The organism is Natronorubrum tibetense GA33 (assembly GCF_000383975.1).
GTDB lineage: Archaea > Halobacteriota > Halobacteria > Halobacteriales > Natrialbaceae > Natronorubrum > Natronorubrum tibetense.
Genome location: NZ_KB913017.1, coordinates 506,758 through 528,541, shown reverse-complemented (window position 1 = coordinate 528,541; position 21,784 = coordinate 506,758). Strand labels below are relative to the sequence as shown.

General features: G+C 65.7%; 22 protein-coding genes. 14 read left to right on the top strand and 8 right to left on the bottom strand.

Going from position 1 to position 21,784, the window contains the following annotated elements; all coding sequences use genetic code 11:
• Positions 1–18: 18 nt before the first annotated feature.
• Entirely contained in the window at positions 19–1,377 is a 1,359-nt protein-coding gene (glmM, locus tag NATTI_RS0102785) for a phosphoglucosamine mutase (protein ID WP_006092182.1), read from the top strand.
• Between the two features lie 102 nt (positions 1,378–1,479).
• Here glmM and NATTI_RS0102780 read toward each other — a convergent pair whose 3' ends face one another.
• The 3 genes from NATTI_RS0102780 to NATTI_RS0102770 form a co-directional block, all read right to left on the bottom strand.
• Positions 1,480–2,667, bottom strand: a complete 1,188-nt coding sequence (locus NATTI_RS0102780; RefSeq protein WP_006092181.1) for a DHH family phosphoesterase — start codon at positions 2,665–2,667, stop codon at positions 1,480–1,482.
• An 88-nt stretch (positions 2,668–2,755) separates the two neighbouring features.
• Positions 2,756–3,646, bottom strand: a complete 891-nt coding sequence (locus tag NATTI_RS0102775; protein WP_006092180.1) for an SDR family oxidoreductase — start codon at positions 3,644–3,646, stop codon at positions 2,756–2,758.
• A 107-nt stretch (positions 3,647–3,753) separates the two neighbouring features.
• A complete protein-coding gene (locus tag NATTI_RS0102770) occupies positions 3,754–4,614 on the bottom strand; it encodes a hypothetical protein (RefSeq protein WP_006092179.1) in 861 nt (286 codons plus the stop codon).
• 375 nt (positions 4,615–4,989) lie between these two features.
• Between NATTI_RS0102770 and NATTI_RS0102760 the strand changes: the two genes are divergently transcribed.
• The gene (locus NATTI_RS0102760; protein ID WP_006092178.1) at positions 4,990–5,217 is read left to right on the top strand and encodes an antitoxin VapB family protein; all 228 of its coding nucleotides are present in this window, start codon (positions 4,990–4,992) and stop codon (positions 5,215–5,217) included.
• A complete protein-coding gene (locus tag NATTI_RS0102755; protein ID WP_006092177.1) occupies positions 5,204–5,614 on the top strand; it encodes a type II toxin-antitoxin system VapC family toxin in 411 nt (136 codons plus the stop codon). Before NATTI_RS0102760 ends, NATTI_RS0102755 begins: the two co-directional genes overlap by 14 nt.
• Positions 5,615–5,697: 83 nt before the next feature.
• On the opposite strand, the gene NATTI_RS0102750 is transcribed toward NATTI_RS0102755, so the two are convergent.
• On the bottom strand, positions 5,698–6,123 hold the full coding sequence (locus NATTI_RS0102750; protein ID WP_006092176.1) for a DUF5791 family protein: 426 nt from the start codon (positions 6,121–6,123) through the stop codon (positions 5,698–5,700).
• A 177-nt stretch (positions 6,124–6,300) separates the two neighbouring features.
• On the opposite strand from NATTI_RS0102750, the gene NATTI_RS0102745 reads away from it, so the two are divergent.
• The 5 genes from NATTI_RS0102745 to NATTI_RS0102725 all read left to right on the top strand — a co-directional run bounded on the left by NATTI_RS0102745 (position 6,301) and on the right by NATTI_RS0102725 (position 12,772).
• Positions 6,301–7,389: a tubulin/FtsZ family protein gene (locus tag NATTI_RS0102745; RefSeq protein ID WP_006092175.1), complete on the top strand. Its 1,089-nt coding sequence runs from the start codon at positions 6,301–6,303 to the stop codon at positions 7,387–7,389.
• Between the two features lie 53 nt (positions 7,390–7,442).
• Positions 7,443–9,374: a glycoside hydrolase family 2 protein gene (locus NATTI_RS0102740; RefSeq protein WP_006092174.1), complete on the top strand. Its 1,932-nt coding sequence runs from the start codon at positions 7,443–7,445 to the stop codon at positions 9,372–9,374.
• 315 nt (positions 9,375–9,689) lie between these two features.
• A complete protein-coding gene (locus NATTI_RS0102735) occupies positions 9,690–10,571 on the top strand; it encodes a coiled-coil protein (protein WP_006092173.1) in 882 nt (293 codons plus the stop codon).
• Between the two features lie 332 nt (positions 10,572–10,903).
• Positions 10,904–11,338: a nuclear transport factor 2 family protein gene (locus NATTI_RS0102730; RefSeq protein ID WP_006092172.1), complete on the top strand. Its 435-nt coding sequence runs from the start codon at positions 10,904–10,906 to the stop codon at positions 11,336–11,338.
• A 90-nt stretch (positions 11,339–11,428) separates the two neighbouring features.
• Complete coding sequence (locus NATTI_RS0102725; protein WP_006092171.1) at positions 11,429–12,772, top strand: carboxylate--amine ligase; 1,344 nt, start codon at positions 11,429–11,431, stop codon at positions 12,770–12,772.
• Positions 12,773–12,832: 60 nt separating this feature from the next.
• Here NATTI_RS0102725 and NATTI_RS0102720 read toward each other — a convergent pair whose 3' ends face one another.
• A complete protein-coding gene (locus NATTI_RS0102720; protein WP_006092170.1) occupies positions 12,833–13,777 on the bottom strand; it encodes a calcium/sodium antiporter in 945 nt (314 codons plus the stop codon).
• A 119-nt stretch (positions 13,778–13,896) separates the two neighbouring features.
• On the bottom strand, positions 13,897–14,313 hold the full coding sequence (locus tag NATTI_RS0102715; RefSeq protein ID WP_019991586.1) for a universal stress protein: 417 nt from the start codon (positions 14,311–14,313) through the stop codon (positions 13,897–13,899).
• Positions 14,314–14,430: 117 nt separating this feature from the next.
• Here NATTI_RS0102715 and NATTI_RS0102710 point away from each other — a divergent pair, with 117 nt between their 5' ends.
• The 5 genes from NATTI_RS0102710 to NATTI_RS0102690 all read left to right on the top strand — a co-directional run bounded on the left by NATTI_RS0102710 (position 14,431) and on the right by NATTI_RS0102690 (position 19,559).
• On the top strand, positions 14,431–15,237 hold the full coding sequence (locus NATTI_RS0102710; protein WP_006092168.1) for a shikimate dehydrogenase: 807 nt from the start codon (positions 14,431–14,433) through the stop codon (positions 15,235–15,237).
• 80 nt (positions 15,238–15,317) lie between these two features.
• On the top strand, positions 15,318–16,166 hold the full coding sequence (locus NATTI_RS0102705; protein ID WP_019991585.1) for a helix-hairpin-helix domain-containing protein: 849 nt from the start codon (positions 15,318–15,320) through the stop codon (positions 16,164–16,166).
• Positions 16,167–16,320: 154 nt separating this feature from the next.
• Positions 16,321–17,973, top strand: a complete 1,653-nt coding sequence (locus tag NATTI_RS0102700; protein ID WP_006092166.1) for an anthranilate synthase component I family protein — start codon at positions 16,321–16,323, stop codon at positions 17,971–17,973.
• Complete coding sequence (locus NATTI_RS0102695) at positions 17,966–18,667, top strand: anthranilate synthase component II (RefSeq protein ID WP_241434408.1); 702 nt, start codon at positions 17,966–17,968, stop codon at positions 18,665–18,667. The genes NATTI_RS0102700 and NATTI_RS0102695 overlap by 8 nt, the downstream gene beginning before the upstream one ends.
• The gene (locus NATTI_RS0102690) at positions 18,660–19,559 is read left to right on the top strand and encodes an aminotransferase class IV (protein ID WP_006092164.1); all 900 of its coding nucleotides are present in this window, start codon (positions 18,660–18,662) and stop codon (positions 19,557–19,559) included. Before NATTI_RS0102695 ends, NATTI_RS0102690 begins: the two co-directional genes overlap by 8 nt.
• A 26-nt stretch (positions 19,560–19,585) precedes the next feature.
• Here the strand turns inward: NATTI_RS0102690 and NATTI_RS0102685 are convergent, their stop codons facing one another.
• Together NATTI_RS0102685 and NATTI_RS0102680 are read right to left on the bottom strand one after the other, a co-directional pair.
• A complete protein-coding gene (locus NATTI_RS0102685) occupies positions 19,586–19,972 on the bottom strand; it encodes a hypothetical protein (protein ID WP_006092163.1) in 387 nt (128 codons plus the stop codon).
• A 78-nt stretch (positions 19,973–20,050) separates the two neighbouring features.
• The gene (locus NATTI_RS0102680; protein WP_006092162.1) at positions 20,051–20,251 is read right to left on the bottom strand and encodes a hypothetical protein; all 201 of its coding nucleotides are present in this window, start codon (positions 20,249–20,251) and stop codon (positions 20,051–20,053) included.
• A 204-nt stretch (positions 20,252–20,455) separates the two neighbouring features.
• Here NATTI_RS0102680 and NATTI_RS0102670 point away from each other — a divergent pair, with 204 nt between their 5' ends.
• On the top strand, positions 20,456–21,769 hold the full coding sequence (locus tag NATTI_RS0102670) for an MATE family efflux transporter (RefSeq protein ID WP_027119039.1): 1,314 nt from the start codon (positions 20,456–20,458) through the stop codon (positions 21,767–21,769).
• Positions 21,770–21,784: the final 15 nt, after the last annotated feature.

Here is a 21,784-nt window from a genome sequence, read left to right as displayed (position 1 = left end):
GTCGTGGTAGCCCCGGCTATGTTCGGAACGAGCGGAATTCGTGGCGCGGTGGGCGAGGAGGTAACGGCCGAACTGGCGCTTTCGGTCGGCCGTGCGCTGGCGTCCGAAGGGTACGAACGCGTCGTCGTCGGCCGCGACGTCCGCGAGAGCGGGACGATGCTGGTCGACGCGCTCAGCGCCGGGATCAGAGAGTGTGGCGGCGACGTGTTCGAGATCGGGATCGCGCCGACCCCGACCGTCGCCCGCGGCGTCGACTGGCTCGACGCGGACGCAGGCGTCGTGATCACCGCCTCGCACAACCCGAAGACGGACAACGGGATCAAACTCTGGTCGCCCTCCGGTCAGGCCTTCGACACGGAGCGCCGCGCGGCGATCACCGACCGAGTCGAGAACGAGCGCTACGACCTCGAGCCCTGGGACGGGGTCGGCGACCGGAAACGACACGAAGGACTGCTCGAGCGACACGCCGAGACGATCACGGACACCGTCGACGATCCCTCCGGACTGGACGTCGTGATCGACGTCGGCAACGGCGCGGGCAGCGTGACGGCGGAGGCGCTGGTCGACCTCGGCTGTGAGGTGCGAACGCTGAACGCCCAGCAGGACGGCCGCTTCCCGGGCCGGCCGAGCGAACCGAACGAGGAGACGCTCGAGGACCTCCAGCGACTGGTCGGCGCGACGGACGCCGACCTCGGCATCGCCCACGACGGCGACGGGGATCGGATGGTGGCCGTGGACGAACGCGGCCGGTTCGTTCCGAAGGACCTCTTGCTCGCGCTCTTCGCCCGCGAGGAGGCCGGCGACGGCGACCGGATCGCCGCGCCGGTGGATACGAGCCTCGCCGTCGACGACGCGGTGGCGACCGTCGGCGCCTCGGTGACGCGAACCGCCGTCGGTGACGTCTACGTCGCGGAACGGGCGACCGAACCCGACGTCGTCTTCGGCGGCGAACCCAGCGGCGCGTGGATCTGGCCCGACGAGACGCTCTGTCCGGACGGCCCGCTCGCAGCCGCGAAACTCGCCGCAATGACCAAACGCGCGGGCTCGCTCGCCGAGCTGGTCGACGACCTCGAGACCTACCCCATTCGACGAACCTCGATCGACGTGACGGACAAGGCGGCCGTCATGGAGCGCGTCGAGACGACGGTTCGGGAGCGCGACCTCGAGGTCGACGCCCTCGACGGCGTTCGAATCGATCACGGCGACGGCTGGACGCTCGTCCGCCCCAGCGGGACCGAATCGGTCGTCCGAATCACGGCCGAGGCGCGCGACCCGGACCGTGCGGAGGAACTGTTCGATGAGGCTCGCGAGATCGTGCTCGCGGCGACTGACGGGGGCGAGACGCGCGGAACCACCGAAACGCCGTCCGCTGAGTAGCGCGCGGTTGCGACTCGAGTTCGCGCCCGCTGATTCGAACGGGAGCGATACGCTCGAGCGTTCGCTGTCCCGCCTCTTCTTCGTACTCTTCGGACCAGTCGACTACCGTTCGCCGGCCATCGCCGAAAAGAGCCGCTCCTCGAACTCGGGTTTGCTGACGCCGTCGGAGGGACCGATTCCCTCCATGTGGTCGACGGACACCTGTCCGCCACCCATCCGGGCGTGGCCGCCAGCGTTGGCCATCGGGATGTCGCTGATGGCGTGGCGCAGGGTTTCGCCCATGTGGACCCGGTCGTCGCGCGAGCGACCCGAGAGGTGGATCGTATTGTCGTTCTGACCGTAAACGACGACCGCCGTGACGCCCTCGAGATGCATGAGTTCGTCCGCGGCCTGGGGAATCGCGTCGGTGTTCGAGAGCGTGCCGACGTCACAAACGGCAAAGGGACCTTCGACGCGTTTCTCGGTGATGGCCGTCGCTTTGACCCGGAGAACGTCGTCGCTGACCTGCGGGTTGGCGATCCGGTCGAGGAGGTCCTCGTCGATACCCGAAAACAGCGAGGCGCAGGCGTCGAACTCGGCCCGCGAGCAGCCGTTCGTCAACTGGTTCGTATCCGACTGAATGCCGTAGAGCAGTCCCGTTGCGAGCTCCTGGGAAATCTCAAACCCGTTGCCGCCCTCCGCCGCCATCGTCGCACCGAGTTCGTCCAGGTACTCGACGAGGATCGTCGACGCGGCACCGTAGTCGGTCCGAACGTCGGTAAACTCCGTCCCAGCCCCGTTGCCGGGATGGTGGTCGACGACCGCGATCGGTTCGACGGTTTGTGAGCCCGCAAACCCGCGCGGCGTGTTGTGATCGACGAGGACGACGGCGTCGGCGGCGAGCTGTGAGCTCGATTCGATCGACTCGAGTTCAAGATCGAGAACGGTTCGGAACGCGCGATTCTCCTGGTGGCGGATCTCGCCGGCGTACTGCAGCGTCGTCTCGGTGTCGACGGCCTCGGCGATGCGGGCGATCCCCATCGCACAGGACATGGCATCGGGGTCCGGGTTCGGGTGCATCAACACCACAATCTCGTCGTAGTTTCCCAGCAAGCGCTGGATGCGGACGCCGGGCGGTCGACGAAACCAGCGGACGACCCACCAGCCGCCGACGACGACGGCCACGGTCGCGAGGACGAGCAGGGAGAGCACCAGCGGCTCGAGGGCCTGGAGTTCGTCGACGACGCTCTCGACCAGCAAGGTGTCGGGCTCGAAAAAGACGCTGCTGGTCGAGGGGTCCCGGTCGCTCATACCCGACAATCAAAGTGAATCCTCAATAAATTTCCCCCTCTGGTGACCGTTTTTCGTCGGTATCCGCGCGTACGGCACGATAGCGCCGTCAGCGACCGCGATAGGCGTCGATCGCCTCTCGATACCCCTCCCGATACGTCGGGTACGCGAACTCGTAGCCGAGGTCGCGAAGCTTCTCGTTAGAACAGCGTTTACTGGTCAGAATGCGGCGTTTGCCGGCCTCGGAGACGTCTCCGTCCTCGAGTCGCTCGGCTTTCGTCTGTTTCGGCGGCTGTTCGACACCGCACTGTTCGGCGAGCCAGTCGGCGAACGTCCACTTGGGGGCGGGTTCGTCGTCGACGACCTGTACCACCTCACCGCGTGCGAGATCCTCTTCCAGAAGGTAGCGGACGGCTCCCGCCGCGTCGTCGCGGTGGACCATGTTCAGGTAGCCCTCGGTGACCGGCCCCTCGAGATAGCGCTCGAGGCGGTACCGACCGGGGCCGTAGAGGCCCGCGTAGCGCGCGACGGTGCCCTCGAAGCCGTACTCGGTGGGGAGTTCGAGGGCGATCCGTTCGGCCTCGGCGAGCACCTCGGTCTTCTCGGTGGTCGGATCGAGTTCGGTATCCTCGTCCACCCAGTCGCCGTCGTGGTCGCCGTGGACGCCCGTCGAGGAGGTGTAGACCAGCCTGTCGGGGTTCTGTTCGCGCTCGCCGAAGTGCCGGATGGCGGTCCGCAGGCCTTCGACGTAGACCTCGCGGGCTGCGTCCGCACCCCGGCCGCCGCTGCTGGCCGCGAAGACGATGGCGTCGACGTCGGGGACGGCCCCGAGCGCCTCGCGGTCGGTGACATCAGCCTGTACGGCGTCGAATCCGGCGGCGTCGATCGCTTCGACGCCGTCGTCGGAGCGACGCACGCCGATCACCTCGTGACCGCGCTCGGCGAGTTGGCGACCGAGTTCGAGACCGACGTGGCCACAGCCCAGAATTGCGACGTTCATACGCCGACTCCGGGTCGTGCGCACATAATTTCGGCGTTCGAAGCGAAACGTAACTGGTATTTCGGTAATCGCTCGGAGTCGAGTCGGCCGAGCCGGTTCGATGCCACTCAGACCGATTCTGCGGGCGTCGGTTCGGCGTTGATCGATTCCGACTCGGTCGAGTCGGCTCGGTCGACGTACTCCGCGAGCCCGACGAACGCGACGGCCCACACGACGGTGGCGAGCGCGCCGGCGGTACCGAGGCTCGAGCCCTGCTCGATTCCGGGGAACGCGAGCGAGCCGGCGGCGAAGAGGACGGCCAACGCGGCGGCGGCATAGACGAGCGCGCGCCAGCCGGTCGGCCGAAGGGCACCCAGTAGCGCGAAGAGACCGATCGAGACGGTCGCGAACAGCATGAACTCGAAGTGACCGAATGCGACGTGTTCGTTGGTGAGCGTCGTGTGGCTCGCGTACTCGCCGACGGCGACGGTCGCCATGCCGAGCGCGCCGACGGCGGCGAGTGCGATCAGGCGAGCGTCCATCCGCTCGAGGGTCGGGACGAGCTGTCGGCGAGCCGGATGCAACAGCGCGATGAGTAGAACCGGAATCACGAAGACGAGGATCTCGCCGGCCGCTGCGAGACCGGAGGCGACGACCGTGAGGACGAACGCCGAAATCGCGAACGCGATCGCGGCCTGGAGCGCCCCCACTCGCTTCGCCGGACGATAGAGCTGGACGGCGACCGTCGCGGCGAACACCGTCAGCATCCCGCCGATCATCATGTGGTGTACGCGGTGGACTGGGAACGCGTAGCCGTCGGTCCAGGCGGTTCCGACCATTACCATCGATTCGCGCAGCGCGAACAGGAGAAACGCGACGAAGGCGACCGTGACGAGATAGAAGACTGGCTTTCGCGCCCGGTGCGTACCGTCTTCGACGGTGCCCCGAACTCGGTCGCCGGCAGCCCTCGTCGACCTGGCGAAACTCATCGTCCCACCGCGCTGAGACGCGCGTTCACTACCGATACCTGCTGCTCGATACGTGCTGTTGATTCCATCGTAATCGAGAGTACTACGTCATCTCAGATAATAAATGAGCATTATCGATCGTGTAGAATATCCTGGCGTCGAGAGCGACTCTCTCGGGTGGTTTGCCCGAGGATTCCGTCGGTACCGTCGGCGAAGTTGGTCGATCGCACGCCGTCCACGTTCCGATCGACGATAGTAGCCGTCGGTTGTCCGTTGGCGGCTCCGCCTGAGTATCCCATTTGCTCCTAGCCGACGCCCGAACGATTCGGAGCGAGCGAAGACTCGATACTATCGATCGGCGACAGTATTTTGCGTATGGGTACCCATACATTACATATGAGCAAGAATATCGCCATCTCGGACGATGTCTACCGGGAGCTAAAGCGCGAGAAGGGGGATCGGAGCTTCAGCGAGGTGATCAGCGAGACGCTCGACGACGGCCGACAGCTCGCCGACGTAACGGGAGTCGGGGTACTCGATCCCGAGACACACGCTGAGGTGACGGACGAGATCGAACGGCTGAGCCGCGGCACGCTCTCGAGGCTCGACGATGAAGCTCTGTGATTCATCGGTCCTCGTCGATATCGATCGCGGCGGTGTCGGTCGACGCGTCGAGCGCTTGGACGACGAGGGCCGTCACGTCATCAGCACGGTTACGGTGACGGAACTTCGACTCGAGGTGAACAAAAAGTACGAGTCGGAATCCAGTCGATCCGATGCGATGGACGACCTCGACCGACTCCTCGCCCGGTTCGATGTCGTCGACGTGAGTCGGCCAGTCGCGACCGCAGCCGCCGATATCATCTCGGCGCTCGAGCGTCAGGGAAATCCGTTACACGATCTTCACGACGTATATATTGCGGCCACGGCGCGGACTGAGCAACTCCCTGTCTTGACGGCAAACGTCGACCGCTTCGATCGAATCGACGACGTGGATGTCGTCGACTGGCACGAGTACTAATACGGTTTGCTGTAACGGTTTACCGGTGCAACCACAGGATGGTCGCGGTTACACCGGAGATGATTCACACCAGACCGGATAAATCAGGGCGCGCCGTCGGCGATCACGTACTGGATATGGACGAACTCCTCGAGCGACATCGGCGCGCGCCGTTCGAGTTTCTGCTGTACTTCCTTGGCGTCCAGTTCGATCTCGAGTTCGCTTTCGATGGAATCGACGTCGAGGACGGCCGTCGACATCCCCAACAGGAGGTGGTCGCAGGCGATGGTCACCATCTCGTCCGGCTCGGGTTCGCCCGCTTCGAGCGACTGGATCTGGGCGACTTCCGGGAGTGTGAGGTCGGGCGACTCGGACTCGAGGAGCGCGTCGGCGGTCTCACGGTCCACGTCGGTCTGCTCGGCGACGGCGTCGACACCGTGCTGGTCGACGACGGCCCGCAGATCGTCCTCGTACTCGGCGCGGAGGTCGGCGGGCGAGTCGGGGGCGGTCATCCGCTGGTCGTAGAACATACGCGACGAAACGGGAATCTCGCTGAAAGGGATTGTTATTGCGGTGCTGGGGCCGTCCGTGTGCGGGCACTGACACCCCATCGATTGACCACCCCGTCCGCGAACGAGTACGTTCGTCCACCCTCGATGCAATTGTCCACCGGAACGTTCAATTACCCGTACTTACATGAAATCCGTATGAAAGTTGCCCTGATCGGCGTTGGTCAGGCCGGTGGCAAGGTCACTGAACGGCTCACCCGCTTCGACGCGGAGATGGGTTACGGAGCCGTCCAGGGCGCACTGGCCGTCAACTCCGCGGAAGCAGACCTCCAATCGCTCGAGTTCGCCGACACCCTGTTGATCGGCGCGGATCGCGTCAACGGACACGGCGTCGGCGGCGATAACGAACTCGGCACCGAAGTCATGCAGTCGGACATCCAGCAGGTGCTCGGCGCGCTCGACGGACGCGTCACCTCGAGCGCCGAAGCGATCTTTGTCGTGGCGGGGCTCGGCGGCGGAACGGGCAGCGGCGGCGCGCCGGTGCTTGTCCACCACCTCCAGCAGGTCTACGACGTACCCGTCTACGCGCTCGGGGTCCTCCCGGGGCGCAACGAAGGCGCGCTCTATCAGGCCAACGCGGGTCGGTCCCTGAAGACCATCATCCGGGAGGCCGACTCGACGCTGCTGATCGACAACGATGCGTGGCACGAACAGGGCGAAAGCGTCGAGGGTGCGTTCGAGACGATCAACGGCAAGATCGCCCAACGAGTCGGCTTGCTTTTCGCCTCGGGTGAGGCCGTCGAAGGCGTCGGAGAGAGTGTCGTCGACTCGAGTGAAGTTATCAATACCCTCCGATCAGGCGGCGTCTCAGTCCTCGGCTACGCGACCGAGATCGCGAGCGAGGACAGCGGCGAGAACATCAACACGGCGATGAGCGTCTCGCGACAGGCGCTTCTGACGGGGACGAGCCTCCCCGACGCGACGACGGCCGATTCGGCGCTGCTGGTCATCGCCGGCGAACCCGACCGAATTCCCCGCAAAGGTGTCGAACGCGCGCGCCGTTGGCTCGAGGACGAGACCGGCAGCATGCAGGTCCGCGGCGGGGACTTCCCGCTCGACAGCGATCGACTCGGCGCACTGGTCCTGCTCGGCGGGGCCGAACGCTCCGATCGCATCCAGGAGTTCATGAATCGCGCACGCGAGGCGAAAAAGGCCCAGGAACGCGACGAAGAGCGATCCGATCCCGCGGAGCAGTTCGCGGACGACCGCCTCGAGAACCTCTTCTAGCTCCCGTCGATACGTCGGAAGGGCTTTTTCGCTCGGGTTCCGTGGGTGTGTCAATGAGTAGCGAGTGGACCGGCGGCGTCGTCGACCGACGCACCGACGATAGCCCGCCGACGGTCGAGGAATGGCGGTCGGTCGCCGTCCCCGGTTCGGAGGCGGCGTTCGCGGACGCGACGGAACCGATCGCCTACCGAACGACGGTCGCGGATCCGCGAACGGACGAGCGCGAGCGCACACTGCTGGAGCTTCACGGAAGCGCCACTCGAGTCGAGATCTGGTTGAACGGAGCCAAGGTCGGTGACTGCACCCCGTTCGTCGGTCCGTTTCGAACCGCATTCGACCCGCAACCGGAGAACGAGTTGATCGTCGTCTGTGAGCGGCCGGGTGCGGTGGTCGGCACTGGCGGGACCATCGATGGGACCGAACACGCGACGTCCGGCGTCCCCTGGGAGGTCGACGTCGAAGCCCGGCCGCAGACGTTCTGTCGACGCCTCGAGGCCCGTCCCCGGTTCACCGAGGACGGCGGCGTCATCGACCTCGAGTGCGAGGTCGACGCGGGCGAGGCGGTCGACGACGCGATCACGCTCTCGCTGCGGCCCGAGGGGTTTCGCGGGAGCGCGGCGATGCAACGCGTACCGGTGCAGGCGGCCGAGAGCGAGCGGGTGACGGTGTCAGATACGCTCGAGATACGCGAGCCGTCGCCGTGGTGGCCACGAGGGTACGGTCCCCAACACCGGTATGCGGTGCGGGCGAAACTCGGCGACGACGTGATTTCGAAGACGGTCGGCTTCTGCGATGTCTTTCGCGAGGGCGATGAGTTCCGGGTTAACGGCCGGCCGATTCGGCTCCGCGGGTTCGTGCGGCTCCCGGGTGGGGATCCGGTTGCGGATGTCGAACGTGCCGCCGCCGCGAACGCGACGTTCGTGCGCGCGAAAGAGCACGTGCCCCCGGAGTCACTGTACGCTGCCTGTGACGAGGCGGGACTCCTCGTTTGGCAGGACGTTGCGGGAGTCGGATCGAACGATGAGCCGTCGGCCGACGAAGCCGGCGCGCTCGCAGCGACGCTCGCGAAACGGCACGCCCACCGTCCAAGTGCCGCGATATACGGCGTTTCCGACGAGTCACGCGATCCGTTCGACGGGCTGTACGGAAGCGGATTCCTGACGAAACTTCGATTCCGCTATCGCGCGTGGCGAGCGAACGCCGATCGCAGTACGGCGGAATCGATCGCCGAAGCGGTCGCAACGCGGATCGCTGAACGGGTCACCGAGTCGGCTGCCGAATCGACCGTCGAGCCGATGCCGGAGCAGCGCCCGGTTATTTCGAGTACTGGACCACCGGGAACCGATCCCGACGCGACACGCCTCTCGCCCGGTTGGGAGTACCTCGCGGCCGCAGATCTCGAGTGGCTGCTCGAGCGCGACCCCACGCTGGGACGGCTCATCGCGGAGTTCGGCGCGGGATCGCTGGCCGCGGACAACGTCGACCCTGCCGAGATCCCGGGGCTCGACGCGGCGGTACTCGAGCGACGCGTCGGGAGCGACGCCGGTCTCGAGGAGAGCCAGCGCTATCAGACGGAGACGCTGAAGACGGTCGTTGAGACGCTCCGTCGCCACAAGTCGGCGCTGTTGACCGCGGCCCCCATTCGCGACGCGGCTCCCGGCGGGGGGATGGGTGTCCTGAGCCGCGGCGGCGACGAGAAAACGGCGTATCGCGCGCTCGCTCAGTCGCTCGAGCCGGTGCAGGCCGTCCTCGACGGCCCGCCGACATCCGGACCCACCGGGATCACGCTCTGTAACGACACACACGACGCGCTCGAGGCGACCGTCACCTGGGTGGCCGGCGACGACGAGGGCGAGACGACGGTCGCGGTCGATCCCCTCGAGACGACGGCCGCTGGAACGGCCCGGATTCCCGGGACGGCGACCCGAATCGAACTGACCGTCGTGGCCGGTGATCGACGGGTTCGTAACCGATATCGTTTATAAGCGTCTCGGAAACCATGTTACAGGCCGACACAGTCCGAGGAGGCCCCTGCTAACGGTTTTCAGGGGTTGCCCTACCGGTACATTTAAATTGAAGGCGACAGTAGGTGTAGCTACCAGAACGCCACCGGGGCGCGTATCGCTCGACGATCGATGACAGGAAACTTATTCACCGAGGTTTCGCAGATCCTGAGCGGACGCTGTACACGGTTACTCGTCTCTTCCCTACGACACGCACCCGACCGACGGGTACGGGTCGTACTTGAGGCGGTCGACCGGCGCTCCGGTGCGGGTATGGCACAGAGGTTTGACTAACACATGGTAGACGAATCGAAAAACATCGAACTGACAGAAGACGACCTAGCAAACAAATCGAAAGGACAGCTCATCAAAATGGCCGGACAGCTGCGAGACCGGCGAAACGAGCTGAACCAGATGGCCTCCGACCGGGCTTCCAAACGCGACGATCTCAACGCCAAGACGCGAGAGAAAGTCGACGAAGCCCAGGAACACCGCGAGAAACGCGACGAGCTCAACGAGAAGGTCCAAGAGCACAAGGACAAGCGTAACGAGCTCAACGCCGAGGCCAACGAACTGTTCGACAAGGTCGAGAAGCTCAAATCGGACATGGAACTCGACGAGGGCAAGGACCTCGACAAGCTCAAAGAAGAGATCGAGCAACTCGAGTTCAAACAGCAGACCGAAGTCCTCTCGAGCGAGGAAGAAAAGGAGCTCATCGAGAAGATCGAGGGCAAACGCGAGGAGTACGAAGACCGGAAGGGAAAACTCGATCAGAACGAGGATCTCGAGGAGCTCGTCGAGGAAGCCGAGGAAGTGCGATCGGACGCCTCCCAGCACCACCAGAAAGTGACGGAGCTCGCTGACAAGGCCCAGGAGCACCACAACCAGATGATCGAGGCCTATCGCGAGGCCGACGACATCCGCGACGACGCCGACGACATGCACGAGTCCTTCGTCGAGGCCCAGGAGGCCGCCGACCAGCACCACGAGGACTTCGTCCGCGTCCAGAAGCGTCTGCGCGAACTGGACAAGGAAGAAGAGCAAGAGCGCAAGTCCGAGCGCGACAAGAAGAAAGAGGAGGCCAAGGAGGAGGCCGAGGAGATTTACCAGAAGTTCAAGGAAGGCGAAACCCTCGACACCGAGGACCTGATGAAGCTCCAGAAGACGGGGCTGCTCTAGGTCGATCTCGTCTACCGGCGCAGTTGCAGTTTTCTCTCGTTTCTAGACCGCGCAGCGTCTCGAGACACCGTCCGTAGCTATCGCTGGCCGGAACTGTAGGCATTGACGGACGACACCGACTGTCAGTGGCGACTACAGCTACCAACGCCGGGTGCAGCGACCGTCGGTAGGCTGCAGCCGTGGACACCGGGACGCGGGACGGAGTGAGAGCCCGGTACTCACCGCCAGATACGTCCACGTCGTATACTGTCTTCGAACTGCGTATTTTCATACCGTGTGAACGGAGTGAGCTATTTTGTGTGCTCGCGTTATCGACGTGAGATATCAGGACGATGGAGACGAATACGCATCGAGCGGCGGAGGAGACGACGAACCGGGAACTGCTCACCGACTTTTACGCCCGGTTTAACCACTTCGTCACGAACCGTGGTGGGCGTGCGGATGTGTCCACGGTGTTCGCCGACGACGTCACCTGGACGACAATGACGAGCGGCAGGGAGACGGAACAAACCTATACAGGTGTCGACGACGTTGTCGAAACCGTCGCCGCCGGACTCCGTGAGAGGGCGGATCACATACAAGCCCTTCCGGAGCGGTTCACGGAGGCGGGTGAAACCGTCGTAGTAGAGGGAGCATACGTCGGGACGGCCGACGGTACCCCGTTCGATATCGCGTTCGTCCACGTCTACGAACTCAACGACGAAACGGTCCAACGCTGTCGGGCGTACACCGACAGCGCGCTCGAACGAGAGACGTTCGATCGATAACGACAGCCCCATGATATCACACTCGAACTCCGACCCCCGATCCGAAGTATCCACCTCATACCGATGACAGTCGATCAGCATTCTTCAAGCATGCAACGAGACAAAGATGATGCAGGCGTCCTCGTCCCCGGGATCGACGCGCCGAGCACTGTGGCCTGTCTGCGGTCGCTCCGGCCGCGCGGCGTCCACACCGTCGTTGCCTCCGACTCGCCGGCGACGCCCGCGGCAGCCTCGAAGTACTGCGACGAGTTCGTCCGCGTGCCGGATCCGGCGGACGATATCACCGCGTACGGTGACGCGCTGCTCGAGCTCGCCGAGCGGCCTGACGTTCGAACGATCATTCCGGTCCGGGAGGAGGACGTCTACGTACTCGCCGACCGCAAGGCCGCGTTCGCCGAGGTCGTCGACACGAACTGGCCCGATTTCGAGACGCTGCGACAGGTTCAAGACCGCGTCGAACTCTTCGCCGCGGCCGACGCGGCCGACGTGGCGGTTCCCGAAACGGCGCTGCTCGACCAGTGGGACGACTGGGACAGCGAGACGATCGTCAAACCGCGGTATACGGTCGCCGCGCCCAATTACCTCGCAGCTGATGCCGGACGCGTCGAGATCGGCTCGACGGAGTACCAGACGCCCGGTTCGCCGCCCGATCCGCAGGCCGCCGTCGAACGACGCGGCCACATGCCGCTCGTCCAGGAGCGGATCCCCGACTCACGGGAGTTTGGCTTCTTCGCCCTCTACGACGAGGGCGAACCGGTCGCCACCTTTCAGCACTGCCAGCACCGCGGCTGGAAGTACTGCGGCGGCCCGAGCGCGTACCGAGAGGCCGTTTACGACCCAGAACTCGAGACCGCTGGGCGGGATCTCCTCGACGAACTCGAGTGGCACGGGCTCGCGATGGTCGAGTTCCTGCGCGACACCGACGAGGAGGAGTACAAACTCATGGAGATCAACCCCCGCTTCTGGTCGTCGCTCCCGTTTTCCGTCACCGCGGGCGCGGACTTTCCGCACTATTACTGGCAGCAGGCGACCGGCCAGTCGGTCGAGTCGGATGCGACGTACGAGCCCGGGATGGGCGGCCACCTGCTTCGGGGCGAGCTGAGCTACCTCCACAGCGTTGTGACGGAGGAGTACCCCATGGTCGAACGGCCATCCTTCCTCGGCGCGCTGCGCGATGTCGCGACGTCGCTCGTGCGCGAGCCGCGATTCGATTACGCGGTCGCCGACGATCCAGCGCCGTTCTTCCAGGACGGGCTGAACCTCGTGCAGGCGTGGCGGGCGAGTAGATCAGCGACACCGACCGACGACGAGGGGGTCGAGAGCGAGGACTCGAGAGCGGTCGTCGAGAGCGACACGCCGGAGCAGGCCGACCAGCCGGCCGCAGAACCCCACGGCGGACCGCCGTCGCAGGCGTCGCAGCATCTCGACGACTGACACCCGACGACTGGTAGTCGGATGAGGACTGCTCCTTCGAACGGATGACGAGCTTCCTTCTCACGGATACAACAAGTAGAGAAAGACGGCGTAGCCGAAAACGAGCCCAGCCCCATCGAGGCGCGTGAGTCGGCGACCGTAGCCCATCATCGCGACCAGAACGATCGTAAAGACGACCAGCACCGGGAGCTCGAGTCGGAGCGTACTCGTCGCGATTTCGATCGGCGTGATCAGCGCGACGATGCCGAGGACGGCGAGGATATTGTATATGTTCGAGCCGACGACGTTACCGATGGCGAATCCGGTCTCGCCGCGGAGGGCGCCGACGACCGAGGCCGCCAGTTCCGGCAGCGAGGTGCCGAGTGCGAGCACGGTGAGCCCGATGAAGAGGTCCGAAAAGCCGAACGCCGAGAGCAGGCCGGTACCGCCCGAGACCAGCCAGCGAGAGCCGATGACGAGCGCGAGCAGGCCGCCGCCGACGAGCGCGATGTCCCGGGGTGCGATCCCGTCGCCAGCGTCGGGATCGTCGGCCATCGGTGCTGGATCCGCGTTAACGGAGTAGACCAGATACCCCGTAAAACCGGCGAGAACGAGGAGGAGTATCGCGCCCTCGAGCCGCCCGATTGTGCCGTCGGCGCCGAGGGCGACGAGCAGGAGGGCCGAAAACATCATGAACGGGACGTGCCGACGCATGACGATCGAGCTGATTCGCAGCGGTTTGATGAGTGCGGCCAGGCCCAACACCAGCCCGATGTTGGCGATGTTCGAGCCGATCACCGCGCCGAGACCGATATCGGTCGAGACGTCCAGCGCGCCGATGGTCGCGACGAACAGTTCGGGCGCGGTCGTCGCGAACGCGATCACGGTCACGCCGACGGTCGCCGCCCGAAGGCCGATTCCCAGCGCGAGTCGTCCGGCACCGGCGACGAGCAACTCGGCACCACCGTACAGCGCGACGACGCCGGCGGCGAGGAGCACAAGATAGAGCGGAATGCCGGAGAGCATGGCGGCGGCTACACCCGAACAGCGTAAAAGCGGCCCGGAACCGGGTGCGACCGTCCGGCGATCGATCGGCACTCTCCGGACTCGTTCACTCGGCTACCGATCGCGATTGTCATACGCGGTTACCGGACGATCGTCACCGGAACGGCCGCCCGACGGACGACGCGCTCGGCGACGCTGCCGAGCAGGACGCGGCTCGCGCCGTCTCGGCCCTGACTCCCGATGACGATGTGATCGATCTCGTGTTCGTCCGCGTAGTCGACGATTTCTCGAGCGGGCTGGCCGACGACGGACTCGGTCGTGATCGACGCGTCGTGAGCCGCTGCGACCTCAGCAGCGTCCGCGAACAGGTCCTCCGCGGCCTCTTGGCCGGACTCGATCAGCGACTCGTAGGCGTAGATTCCGCCTTCTCCGTACCGCGACATGTTCGCGTCGACGACGTGTAACACCGTGATCGATGCGTCCGGATACTCGCGGACCGCATGTTCGAGTGCCGCGCGGGCCGGCTCCGAATCGTCGATGGGAACGAGGAGATTCATACTGGTAGTTCGGCGCATGCCATCATAAGTGACGGGACTAACTCCCGCACTCTGGTTGTCTCGTCTCGCGAAGTCACACCCGTTATATCCCCGCCGAATCGACTGTCCCGTATGGCTATGGACGTCTTCGGGTTGCTCGGCAACCCGGTCGGTCACTCGCTGTCACCGCCGATGCACGAAGCGGCCTACGACGAACTGGGGCTCGAGGCCCGGTACGTTACCTTCGAACCCGACCCCGCGGATATCGCGGCCGCGATCGACGGAGCCGAGGCGCTCGGAATCACGGGGCTGAACGTGACGATCCCCTTTAAACAGGACGTCCTCGAGTGCGTCGAGGCGGACGAACTCGCGACCCGAATCGGCGCGGTCAACACGATCGACTTTACGGGAGAGACGCCGACGGGTCACAACACCGACGCGATCGGCGCGCTCCGCGCCCTCCGGGACCACGACGTGACGGTCGAGGACGCGCGCGCGGTCGTCGTCGGCGCGGGTGGAGCCGGCCGGGCGGTCGCCTTCGGGCTCGCCGACGCGGGCGCGACAGTCGCGATCGCCAACCGAACCGAGTCGACGGCCCACGACCTCGCTGCGGAGGTGCCAAACGCGACGGGTCACGGACTCGAAACGGACGAACTCACCGACCTGCTCGCGGACGCCGACGTGCTGGTCAACGCCACCAGCGTCGGGATGGAAGAAGATGCGACGCCGGTGCCCGCCGAGGCCCTTCACGGGGAGCTTGCGGTTCTGGACGCGGTCTACCGGCCGCTCGAGACGCGACTTCTCCGGGACGCAGCCGGCGTGGGCGCAACGACCGTCGACGGCGCGTGGATGTTGCTCTACCAGGGCGTCGAGGCGCTCGAACGATGGACGGGGCGGGATGCGCCGGTCGACGCGATGAACGAGACCCTCCGTGCACACCTCTAAACCGGTGAATCGACCCGTATCGACCCGGTGGTGGATCGTATCAGGCGAATTTAAGTGATGGAACCAACTATATCGGCACAATGGCAATCCTCCAGAAGATAAAATCGCTGCTGGGGTTCGGTGACTCGGATCCGGAGCGAGGGCGCAGTCGAGAGGTCGGGGTAACAGTCGAGCGGGAAGGGGCACAGGAGGACGGATCCGACTCGACGACCGAGACCGAACCGGAGTCGGAACCGGCGGCACCGTCGAGTCCCGCTGACGTTACGGAGACCGAATCCAACGACGATGGCGACGTGGACGCTGACGCAGACGAATCGGCAGCCGCCGAGACGACCGCTGCCGCGTCGACGGGCTCGATGACGGAACCGACGGACGAACCCGAGGAAGCCGCCGAGCCCGCCGAGGCGACCGGCCCGTCCTCGGCGGACGCGACGCCGGAGGACGAGAAGACCCCCGATCTCTCCGAGGAGGAGGTGCCGGTCGAGGAGGCCGAGCCCGAAGTGCTGGCCGACGAACTCGAGTCGGACGACTCCGACACGGAATCGGTCGACGAAGACGAAGCTGAAACCGAAGACGAAGCTGAGACCGAATCCGAGACCGACGTCGACGAGACCGAACCGGAGACCGATGTCGACGAGACCGAACCGGAGACCGATGTCGACGACGCAGACGAGACGGACGCGGACTCAGAGCAGGAAACGGAGACGGAGTCCGACGCGGAACCGGACGAGCCGGCGGACGACGCTGGCAGTCAGGAGCCGGTCGATTCGATCAAGGGCATCGGACCTGCCTACGCCGACCGCCTCGCAAGCGCGGGCGTCGAGACCGTCGCCGACCTCGCCAGCGCGGACGCGGCCGAACTGTCCGGACAGACCGATATCTCCGAGAAGCGCCTGCAGGGCTGGATCGACCGCGCGGAAGTCCGATAACGATTCTCGCGTCTCGAGTCGCTCCATCACACTCGTCTCTCCTCCAGCGATTCACCGGCCGTCACGAGGACGGTCGATTACTTCTGTTTCTGCTGCGCGCGGATTCCGCGTCCGAACCGCAAGAAGATTAGGCTCCCACTCCCTCTCGAAGCACATGAGCGATTCGCGCGTCGTCACCTCGCTCGAGTCGTTTCGAGCCGCCCTCGGTGATCGGCTCGAGACAGAAACTCGAGGAGCACCTGAGGCGACGACGCACAGCAGTGGAATCCGCGTTCCCGTCGAACTTCGAGTCTCCGTCGACGATCCGTTTCTCGCCTACCGTCGAGCACGCGTGCCCGAGAGCCACGGCGGCGTCTTTCTCGAGACGACCGGCGGGCAGCCCGGCTGGGGTTATTTCGGCGTCGACCCCATCGATCGACTGAGGGTTGGACCCGACGCGGTTACGTACCCGCGAACTGATGACGGCTCGCCGACGCTCGAGGCGCTCGAGGCGCTCCTCGAGCGAGACGAACTGGTTCGCGGCGACTGTAACGTCCCCTACCCCTGCGGCGCAGTCGGCTGGCTCTCCTACGACGTCGCCCGAGAACTCGAAGCCCTCCCTGAGTCGGCCGTCGACGACCGCGACCTGCCGCGACTCGAGGTCGGCGTCTACGACCGGTTGGCCGCCTGGGAGGCACCTACGGGCGACGAGCGGGCCGAAGAGGTGACGCTCCGGGTGACGGCCTGTCCGCGACTCGCACTCGAGGCTGATGGCGACGTGGCTGTTCCCGACGACGAAACGATCGAAACGGCCTACGAACGCGGTCGGGAGCGCGCGCTCGAACTCGCGCGGGCCGCCCTCGAGGGCGATCCGGCCATCGGCGAGCCGCCGCTCGAGACCCCGGAAGCGACCTTCGAAAGCGATTGCGGCCGCGAGGCGTTCGCTGACCGCGTCCGGAAGGTCAAAGGGTACATACGCGACGGAGACACCTTCCAGGCGAACATCTCCCAACGGCTGGTCGCCCCCGCCGCGGTTCACCCCGTGGCGGCCTACGACGCGCTCAGGCGAGTCAACCCGGCCCCCTACTCCGGACTGCTCGAGTTGCGTGCGGCCGATCTGGTGAGCGCCAGCCCCGAACTGCTGCTCGGGCTCGGGGAGCCACGCGCCCCGGATTCCGCTCGCGATCCGCGAGCGCGCGGCGGCGAGTTCCTCCGTACGGAACCGATTGCGGGCACGCGACCGCGCGGCGAGACGGCCGCGGAAGACGCGGCGCTCGAGGAGGACCTCCGGACCGACGAGAAAGAACGCGCCGAGCACGCGATGCTGGTCGATCTCGAGCGAAACGATCTCGGAAAGGTCAGCGAGTACGGCTCCGTCGAGGTCGAGGAGTACCGTCGGATCGACCGCTACTCCGAGGTGATGCACCTCGTCTCGAACGTGACGGGGCGTCTTCGACCGGAGGAGACGCTGGCCGACGCGGTCGCCGCGGTGTTCCCCGGCGGGACGATCACGGGTGCGCCGAAACCCCGAACGATGGAGATCATCGACGAACTCGAGGCGACCCGGCGCGGCCCCTACACGGGGAGTATGGGGATCTTCGGCTTCGACGGCCGGGCGACGCTCAACATCGTCATCCGGACGCTGGTCCGCCACGCCGAGGAGTACCACCTCCGCGTCGGCGCGGGTATCGTCCACGATTCGGACCCTGACCTCGAGTACGACGAAACGCTGGACAAGGCTCGCGCGCTGATCACCGCCGTCGACGAGGCGCTCGGCGAGCGGGCAGGGATGGCCCTCGATACCGATGGAGGTGAAGCAGATGAGTGATACGACGGGCCCCGTGACCCGAATTCTCGTTATCGACAACTACGACTCCTTCGCGTACAACCTCGTCCAGTACGTCGCCGAAGCGATCGCTTCGGCGGGCCCTGCGACGCCGTCCCAGGACGCCGGCGAGGTCGGGGACCGGGTCGTGGTCCGGCGCAACGACGAGATCAATCTCGCGGACCTCGAGGCGATCGATCCGACCGGTATCGTCGTTTCGCCGGGTCCGGGGACACCGGAGGAGGCGGGGATCTCGATTCCGTTGTTTGCCGAGACCGAGTACCCGATTCTCGGCGTCTGTCTCGGCCACCAGGCCCTCTGTGCGGCAAACGGAGCGCCGGTCGTCCACGCTCCCCACGTCGTCCACGGCAAGCCCTCGACGGTGGACCACGACGGCGAGGGGCTTTTCCACGGACTCCCCGAGACGTTTCAGGTCGGACGCTACCACTCGCTGGCGGTCGACCGGCAGGACCTCCCCGACGAACTGCTCGAGACGGCCCGGACGACCGACGAGCGCGGCGTGTTGATGGCAGTTCGCCACCGCGAGAAGCCCCATATCGGCGTCCAGTTCCACCCCGAGAGCATCCTCACGCGCAGTCACGACGAGGCCGCGGACGGGGACGGCATCTCGCTCGAGGTCGGCAAGCGGATGATCGCGAACTTCTGTCGGTTCGCCGCGGAGGAACAGCGTGGCTGACGAGCGCGACTCGATCTACCACGTTGACGGCGACCTCGTCCCCGCAAGCGAGGCGACGGTGAGCGTCGACGACCGCGGCTTTCGGTACGGCGACGCCGCCTTCGAGACGCTGCGGGCCTACGGCGGGACGGTTTTCGAGTGGGGGGCTCACCTCGAGCGACTCGAGGCTACCTGCGAGGCGCTCTCGCTTGCACACGGTCTCTCCGGCGACGACCTCCGGGGCCGTATCGACGAGACGCTCGCGGCGAACGACCTCGAGGACGCCTATGTCCGACTCTCGATCACGCGGGGCGTACAGCCGGGCAAACTGACTCCCCGGCCCGAGGTCGACCCGACGGTCGTGATCTACGTCAAACCGCTTCCGCGCGGGGGAGTCGACGGCGACCCCGTCTGGGACGACTTGGCGACCGTCCGGACGGTCGAAACCCGCCGAATCCCCGAAGAAGCGATTCCGGCTGCGGCGAAGACGCACAACTACCTCAACGGGATTCTGGCGCGTGCGGAACTGCGAGCCGAGAGCGAGGACGGGGCCGGTGAGGCGGACGAAGCGCTCATGTTTGACCTCGACGGATACGTCGCCGAAGGCGCGACGAGCAACCTGTGTTTTGTCCAAGAGGGCGTCCTGCACACGCCGACGACCGACGCCGACGTGTTGCCGGGGATCACCCGTCGAATCGTGCTCGAGTTGACCGCCGAAGCCGATATTCCGGTCCGAGAGGGGCGGTACGAACTCGCGGACGTGCTCGCGGCCGACGAGGCGTTCCTGACGAACCGCACCTGGGAACTGCGGCCGATCGCGACGCTCGACGGAGGGATGATCGGGAGCGGCCCGATCACGGAGCGACTCTCGAGGCTGTACGACGAGCGCGTCGAGCAAACCTGTTACGAGTAATCGAGTTCGGTCGAGGGTTCAGCGCACTACCGAAGGAATCGTAGCAGTACCGCGCCACTGAGGAACGTCGCTACGAACGCGGCCGCGGCGTTGTGGGTCGGATCGGTGACCAGCGTACCGGCGAGCAGGTAACTGCTGGCGAACAGCCCGCAGGCGACCGCCGACGCGCCGACGGTCCACAGTACGTCTCGCTTCCAGCTTTGATTCTGTGAACAGTACGTTTCGTGGGCGTAGGGGACGAGTACGCCGATCGTCAGGAGCAGCAAGAAACCGGCGGCGAACTGGTCCCAGTACCAGCCGCTCCCGAGACCGACCGCCATCGCGAGCGGAACTGCCGTGAGGATGACCGGCAACGATCCGGATCGGAGATCCTCCCGAAACCGATCACGGAGCGTCACCTGTTCGGAAGACATTGTGAATTACTGAAATGACGGGGGCGGATATAAATCCACTCGAGGACGCAACCGAACCGATTCGCTCCGGACCGGTGATCACGTCGAGTCGGCGGAGCGAATCGGGAGCAGCGGCACTCCGAAGGTGAATCCGATCCCCATTCCGATCGCGGCCGGGAGGTATCTCGTCCGCTCGAACCGACCCAAGACGAACAGTTCGAAACACGCGATCGCGACGTAGGCGAAGACGGCCCACAGCACGAACGAGAGAACGATATTGCGGACGATCCACTGACTCATTTATTCGTGAATCGTTCGGAGAGCGAGCGGATAGTCGTATCGAGACCGTGCTCCCAGTCTCCGATCCGACGACCGCGGTTCGCCTCGAGTGCCGCCTTCACTAGTTTCAAGCGTCGGAGGAGTCGACATCTTCGTGTGTTTCCCGGCGGACGACGACGGCTGTTCGCGGTCTGGCGGCGCATCTTCGACCTCTCGTGGCCGGTGATGGTGGAGCAGTTCCTCCGGACGCTGATGCGGACGACGGATATCGTCGTGACGGCGCTGTTCTCTCCCGCGGCGGTCGCAGCCGTCGGCCTCGCAGACCTCTACGCTCGACTGCCGCTCCGGATCGGGTTGGGGCTCGGTAGCGGCGTCATCGCGCTTTCGAGTCAGGACACGGGCAGCGGCGCGACGACGAACCGGGACGAGGCGATCACGCAGGCGATCCTGATCGGCGCGCTCGCCGGGGTGCCGTTCGTCCTGTTCGGCTTCCTCTTCGGTCGGTGGGCGATCGACGTACTGGGGGCCGAGTCGGAGGTCGCCCGTATGGGCGGGCTCTATCTGGCGATCATCTTCGCGACGAGCCCGGCCAGACACGTCACGCTGGTCGCCGCGCGGTCGATCCAGGGGGCCGGCGACACGCGGACCCCGATGTACGTCAACGGCGTTTCGAACGCGCTCAACATCGTCGGAACGCTCGTGCTCGGACTGGGACTCGGACCCGCCCCGGAGCTACAGATCGTCGGCGTCGGCATCGCGACCGCCTTCGGAAACGTCTTCTCCGCGCTCGTGCTCGTCGCGGCCATCCAGCGGTCGTGGACGCCCGCGGGATTCGTCCGCCCGCGCCAGTGGACGATCACGAGACAACTGCTCGCGATCAGCGCGCCGCGAATCGCGGAGGGGCTGGCGACGACCATCATCGAGTTCCCGTTCAACTCGATCCTGCTGTACTTCGGGACGGAGGTCAACGCGGCCTACCAGATCGGACGCCGGGTTTACCAGCAACTCACGGGGCCGCTCTCCCGGGGCTATCGCACCGGAACGAGCATCGTCGTCGGCCAGACGCTGGGGGACGGCGACCCCGCCGGCGCGCGGTACAACGGCTGGGCCGCCGCCGCGCTCGCCGTCGTGACCATCGGTTCGCTCGGCGCGATCCTCTTTGTGGCCGCCGAATCGCTGGTCGCGCTGTTCACCGACGATCCGGAGACGCTGTCCTACGCGAGCGGCTTCGCCCGTGCCTACGCGCTCGCCGCGCCGGTCACCGCCCTGTACATCGTCCTCGCGGGCGCGCTCACGAGCGGCAGCGACACGCAGACGCCGCTCATCGCTCGCGTCTCGGGAATGTTCGTCGGGATGCTCGGCGTCTCCGCCGTGGGTGGCATCTATCTGGGCTACGGCGTACCGGCGATCTACGCTTCGATCGTCGTCTACTACGTCTGGGCGACGGTCTACGTCGCCGTCGGCTTCTATCGCGGTGCCTGGATCGAGCGAACGCAAACGATGATGGACGAGCGCGGCAGCACGCCCAGTAAGGACTGAATCGCTCGCCGCGGC